4 protein-coding genes are annotated in these 6,313 nt (G+C 29.4%); 1 reads left to right on the top strand and 3 read right to left on the bottom strand.

Annotated features, from left to right (window positions below):
* Positions 1-400 precede the first annotated feature (400 nt).
* Both BST83_RS03735 and ligA read right to left on the bottom strand, forming a co-directional pair.
* A complete protein-coding gene (locus BST83_RS03735; protein WP_104808639.1) occupies positions 401-1,087 on the bottom strand; it encodes a DUF4294 domain-containing protein in 687 nt (228 codons plus the stop codon).
* Positions 1,088-1,176: 89 nt separating this feature from the next.
* Positions 1,177-3,174, bottom strand: a complete 1,998-nt coding sequence (ligA, locus tag BST83_RS03730) for an NAD-dependent DNA ligase LigA (RefSeq protein WP_104808638.1) — start codon at positions 3,172-3,174, stop codon at positions 1,177-1,179.
* Between the two features lie 553 nt (positions 3,175-3,727).
* Between ligA and BST83_RS03725 the strand changes: the two genes are divergently transcribed.
* Positions 3,728-4,390 carry a hypothetical protein gene (locus BST83_RS03725; RefSeq protein ID WP_104808637.1) on the top strand — a complete coding sequence of 221 codons (663 nt, stop codon included), beginning with the start codon at positions 3,728-3,730 and terminating at the stop codon, positions 4,388-4,390.
* A 398-nt stretch (positions 4,391-4,788) separates the two neighbouring features.
* Here BST83_RS03725 and BST83_RS03720 read toward each other — a convergent pair whose 3' ends face one another.
* Positions 4,789-6,231 (bottom strand): glyceraldehyde-3-phosphate dehydrogenase, encoded by a 1,443-nt coding sequence (locus BST83_RS03720; protein WP_104808636.1) that lies wholly within the window; start codon positions 6,229-6,231, stop codon positions 4,789-4,791.
* Positions 6,232-6,313: the final 82 nt, after the last annotated feature.

The following is a 6,313-nucleotide window of genomic DNA, read 5'->3' as shown; positions in this document are numbered from 1 at the left end:
TAGAAAACCTAGTTATATTTTGGATGTTTGAATAGGCAGAATAGAAATAATATGTAAAAAAGAGAATCCTATATATGAAAATGAAGCTTTAAATTCTAAATTTACAGTGTTAGGGATTAAAATGACATCCTTTTTATGCTTACTTAGTTTTACTATCTGTAAAATTATTACATTTATTTTGATTCTAAACGCAGATGTTAAAATAAACTCAGCATAAAAAAGATATAATGGAAAGCCCGACCTTTTTTTATTTTGAAAACCTACTATTGTAAAAGAAGGTTAATATAAAAAAATCTTGAAACAAATTTAGAACTAGAAAAAAGGGAACATCCAAAAAGAATTGAAATCTAATTTACAGTTTTTACTTTTTTATCATTCTTCTTTTTCTGCTTTGCAAACATCAACTTATACTTCTCGACATTGATTTCTGCTTTTTTTCTACGATTACTTTTTGAAAATTAAAATTTAGTTTTGTTTCTTGCTTCTTTAAGACGCCGTCTTGGAATGCCCTTTGCAAAATGTCTTCTATTAAATAATCTTCATTTACAGCTTCTGGATGGTATTCGTCTTTTAAAGATAACTTAAATACATTTGCAGTTGTGTTATACCAAAAAGCTTTCCAGCCACTTCTTATCCCTTTTATATTATTAAAAGCCGTTTTGCCTGTTTGGCGATGAATGAGTTTTATCAAAATACGACCTTCTGTTCTGGTCATTTTTTTGATTTGATCTGTAAACTCGCCTTCAATATATTTCTGAATTAATCTAATATATTTTCTTTTTTTACTGTTAGATTGTATGTTATCTAGTCTATTATTTAGGGTATCTAATCTTTCTGATGCTAATTTTGCATACGGATAGGCCTTGATTACTTTTTTACGAAACCATAAATAATAACGAATATCTTCTTTTGAATTAAATTTTTGCTTTGGTATTATTGAAAATTCATTTAACTGAATCGTTAAAGTATCTCCTGGCCTCACAAAAACATAATCCTCTAAATTTTTAGGCAAAGAATCTATTGCTCTTTTTTGTGAAAAAGTAGCGATAGAAATTAATCCTATATATATGTATAAAAGTTTTTTCAAATATTCTTATTTTATGGATGATTTAAAGAAATTATAAATTTGATTTTTTAGATTTAATTAACTAGAAAACTTAGCTTCATTTTAAACTTCTAATTAATCTTATTTATAAAATCTTGTTCAGAAATTATTTCTACTCCTAAATCTTGAGCTTTTGTTAATTTACTTGGTCCCATATTATCGCCGGCAATAATAAAATTGGTCTTTTTTGAAATTGAAGAACTTACTTTACCGCCGTTATCTTCAATTGCTTTTTTAAGTTCCTCCCTACTTATTTGATGAAAAACCCCAGAGACTACAAAAACCTGTCCGTCTAATTTATTTGTTTGATTTTCAAGACTTGCAGCAGAAACTTCTAATTGAAGTCCGTGGGATATTAATCGATTTATCAGTTGGATATTTCCTAAATTAGATGAAAAATCAATTATACTTTGCGCAATTCTATCGCCAATTTCATCAACATTTATAAGTTCTTCAAAAGTAGCAGTCATTAAAAACTCAATCGATTTAAAATGCTTTACTAATTTCTTAGCTACCGTCTCTCCAACAAAACGTATACCAAGTGCAAATAATACTTTCTCAAAAGGAATATTTTTTGATTTTATAATACCGTCTATCATATTTTGTGCAGACTTTTCTGCCATTCTTTCTAACGGAATTACTTGCTCAACTTTTAAATCGTACAAATCTGCATAGTTTTCTATAAGTCCTTCTTTGCGTAATAAATCAACAGTTTCGCCCCCTAAACCTTCAATATCCATTGCTTTTCTGCTGATAAAATGCTGGATTCTTCCTGTAATTTGAGGCGCACAACCAAACTCATTTGGGCAGTAATGTTTTGCGTCACCTTCTGTTCTCACTAATTCCGAATTACATTCAGGACAATTTGTTGCGTATTTTGTTGGCTCTAAGTTTTCTGGTCGTTTTGTGAAATCTACGGCAATTATTTTAGGAATAATTTCTCCGCCTTTTTCTACAAAAACGGTATCTCCTACTCTAATATCTAATTTTTCAATTTGATCTGCATTGTGCAAAGAAGCACGTTTTACTGTCGTTCCTGCTAATTGCACTGGTTCTAAATTTGCAACAGGCGTAATAGCACCCGTTCTGCCAACTTGGTACGTAATTTTATTTAAAATTGTTGAAACTTGTTCTGCTTTAAATTTATACGCAATTGCCCATCTTGGCGCTTTTGCTGTATAGCCTAACTCCTCTTGCTGCTGTAAATGGTTTACTTTAATTACAACTCCGTCTGTTTCATAAGGTAAATCGTGACGTTTTACATCCCAGTAATTTACAAAATCAAAAACTTCATCAATAGAAGTTGCCAACGCAATTGTATCAGGAACTTTAAATCCTACTTTTCTTGCGTTTTCTAAACTTTCAAAATGCGTTTTATATTTTCTTTCTGTTGTTACCACTTGATACAACAAACAATCTAAAGGTCGTCTTGCAACTTCTGCACTATCTTGTAATTTTAAGCTTCCGCTTGCAGTATTTCTAGGATTTCTGTATTGTTCTTCTCCGTTTTCAAAACGTTCTTCATTCATTTTATTAAAACCATCAAGTGGCAAGATGATCTCTCCACGCATTTCAAAATTCGAGACAAAATCCTTTTTTATTGATAACGGAATTGATAAAATTGTTTTTACATTATTAGTTACATCATCCCCTTGAAAACCATCTCCTCGGGTCACTGCTTTAATAAACTGTCCGTTTTCATATGTAAGGTTTATAGAAGCTCCGTCAAACTTTAATTCGCAAGAATATTTTACTTCGGATGTTCCTAACATTTTTTGAACTCGTTTTTCCCAATCTAATAAATCTTCTTTTGAATATGAATTATCTAGAGAATACATTCTATTTAAATGAGTAACCGTTTCAAAATTCTTGGTAATTTCTCCTCCTACTCTTTGTGTGGGTGAATTTGAATCGAAAAATACTGGATTTTTTGTTTCCAATTTTTCTAATTCTTTAATTTTTATATCAAAATCAAAATCTGAAATTAAAGCATGATCCAGCACATAATAATTGTAATTATGGTTGTTTAATTCTTCTCTAAGTAAATTTATTTTTTCTTGAACAGTCATTAATTTTTCTCTTGAATTTTGACAAAAGGCTTCTTTTTAGAATTGATAAAAAACATAAAATCATTGTTGTTTTAGAGGACTCAAGAACGTTTCACTTTTTTGAAACAAGAAACAAAACTTGATTCCAACTACCTCACAAACAGATAAAACTTAAAACGAAATTGACTCACTTTATCTCAATAAAATCATGTCGAAAAAGCAAGGTGTCATTTAATATATACGTAAAACCTCTCATTTAAAAGCGGTTATGACCCTAAAAATATTTTTAATTAGACACCAATGATATTAAATATAATTTAAAATGAATTTTATCCAAAAATAGAACAATAATTAAACATTTTGCTATAAAAAGAGTTGATTTTATTATAAGAAAAAGGATACAATACCATATGTTACAAATAAGAAAATGAAAATTTATTTTTAAGATAAAAAGAACACAGAAATTCGCATTAATAAAATCGCTTTTTATAAAACAGAAATTATTATTTTAAAAATTATTTTATAATGTTGAAATTTTGTATATTACTGATAATTCGAAAATGAACTTTTATTAATGAAATACGCTATAAAAATACATAAAATTTCTACTGTTAATGCACTTCCTGATTATTGGAATAGTAATGATTTTAAACAACTTTTAGAAAAATTTGGTTTTGCTGACGCAGAAAGTACAGATATTAAAGAATTGCAAGAACTTCTGTTTATGGCAATTGCAGATTATGAAACCAACGAAGCTGCTGCCATTGTTTTAGATTACAAATTGTCTGAACATTTGAACCAAGGTCAAATTGATCAACTTTCTCATGAAATGTTATTAGATAAAATATCCGAAGAATATCCTGAGATTTGGTTGCACAAAGATTTGTTTTCTATAAATCAACTACTATACAAAGCCTATAATGGTAAGTTTTTGAACACAGAAGCAACGATTGTAGATTTTGAAATTACACCTATTAAAAATGCAGATAAAACAATAACAAAAGAAATTGTCTTAAAATGTTTTGCTCAAAACTTAACAAAAAGTAATGTTGTAAATAGATTATTTGGAAATCAGGTTCTTGCAAAAGAAGCCTTTGAAGAAGCAAATGATGTTATTTGGGATTTACAAAAAAATGACCACCAATATAAAATGATTACTTCGGATTATTGGATGGGTAAAAATGAGTTTTTAAGTGGTGATTTTGAAGCTGCTATTGAATTTTTTGATGAAGAATAAGTTTCTTATTTAAAACCAACAAAAACCTAAATTACAAAGTTTTAGTGAAAAGGAAAATTTTTTTTAAGTCCTTTAAGTCCTTTAAAAACTTGAAGGGCTTTCTTTTAAACAAATAGATTCAAAAAAAAAATGGGCTTCTAATTATTCCTAAAAGCTGGCACACAAGTATAGCCCTGATTGAAACGGCATCTTTGTTATAACTTTATAAATGATCATCATTACGAATACGGCGAAGTAATCTGTTTTTAATTATAAGATTGCCACAGTTTACAAAAAATTAAACTTCGTAAAAACAGCTATAAAAAGATATAGCGGAAAGCAGTAAATGGCCTCTAAAAAAATAAAGCCCGAAACAATAAATGTTTTGGGCTTGTCTAAAGTTAAGGAAAATAGATGTTTTAATAATAGGTAAATCTTCTAACCTTTGCGATGTGTTTTGCCAAACGCATTACTTGGTTAGAATATCCATATTCATTGTCATACCAAACATAAACGACAATAGTTTCTTTGTCTGCAATGGTTGCTGTGCTATCGAAAATTGAGGGTGCTGTTGTGCCAATAACATCCGATGAAACCAACTCATTGTCTATCGAATATTTTATTTGTTCTACTAAATCGCCTTCTAAAGCATATTTTTTTACAATCGAATTTATTGCATCTCTAGTTACTGGCACTCGTAATTGTAAACTTAAAATAGCTAAAGATCCGTTTGGTACAGGAACTCTAATTGCGTTGGATGTTAATTTGCCTTCTAATGCCGGTATTGCTTTTGAAACTGCAGAGCCTGCTCCAGTTTCTGTAATTACCATATTTAAAGCTGCTGCTCTTCCTCTTCTAGATTTACTGTGCATATTATCCACCAAATTCTGATCGTTTGTATATGCGTGAATCGTTTCTAAATGTCCTTTTTTAATTCCGAAATTATCTTCTAAAACTTTTAAAATAGGAGTAATTGCATTGGTTGTGCAAGATGCTGCAGAAAAAATATCAACTATATCCGGGTTGAATAGTTGGTGATTTACACCATGTACAATATTTGGAACTCCTTTTGCAGGCGCAGTTAATAAAACTTTACTTGCCCCATTTGATTTTAAATGTCTACTTAATTCAGCTTCATCTCTAAAAACGCCAGTGTTATCTATAATTAATGCATCGTTAATATTATAGATTGTATAATCTATTTCTTCAGGTTTATTAGCGGAAATCATAAAAACAGTTGTTCCGTTTATAATTAAAGCTTTATTTTCTAAGTCTGTTTGTACGGTTCCTAGAAAATCTCCATGAACAGAATCTACACTTAATAAAGAGGCTCTTTTATCTAAAACTGCTTGTGTAATTTCTCCGCGCGTTACCACTGCTCTTAAACGCAATTGAGATCCTTTACCCATTTTGGTCATTAATTCTCTTGCCAACAAACGACCAATTCTACCAAACCCATATAAAACAACGTCTTTTGGAGTGATGTCTTTAAATTCGGTAACATTTTTTAATTGCTTTTTAACAAAGGCAACCTTATCTGCACACCCTTTAGGATTTAAATGACATTCATAGGCTAGTTTACCAATATCTAGTTTTGATGACGGCAAATCTACTTTCTGTATTGCTTTTGCAATATTCAAAGCATCAATAATTGTAATTGGTTTATTTACAAATTCCTTCGCATAATTAATTAAATTTAACACTTCACTAGCTCTTTTATCCACTAATGGATTTCTAAATAACACTAATTCTATAGATTTATCATACCATAAATCATTTACGATATTTATAAATTTAATAGTAGCTCTTCTTGTTTTTGCTTGTAAAGCAACTTCTTTTTCGTAATTTAAATTTGTTGACATTGCTGTGTTAATAATTTATAATATTTGCAAAAGTATTTCTTTTTTTGTAATTACGAAATCGATTTCGTATAAAAGTTTAAGG

Source organism: Polaribacter filamentus (assembly GCF_002943715.1).
GTDB lineage: Bacteria > Bacteroidota > Bacteroidia > Flavobacteriales > Flavobacteriaceae > Polaribacter > Polaribacter filamentus.
The sequence above is the reverse complement of the archived record's forward strand: the minus strand, read 5'-3'. Positions and strand labels throughout refer to the sequence as shown.

Coding starts and splice junctions, on each gene's coding strand:
- BST83_RS03725 (WP_104808637.1), top strand. CDS start 3,728: ATGAAATACGCTATAAAAATACATAAAATTTCTACTGTTAATGCACTT.
- BST83_RS03720 (WP_104808636.1), bottom strand. CDS start 6,231: ATGTCAACAAATTTAAATTACGAAAAAGAAGTTGCTTTACAAGCAAAA.
- ligA (WP_104808638.1), bottom strand. CDS start 3,174: ATGACTGTTCAAGAAAAAATAAATTTACTTAGAGAAGAATTAAACAAC.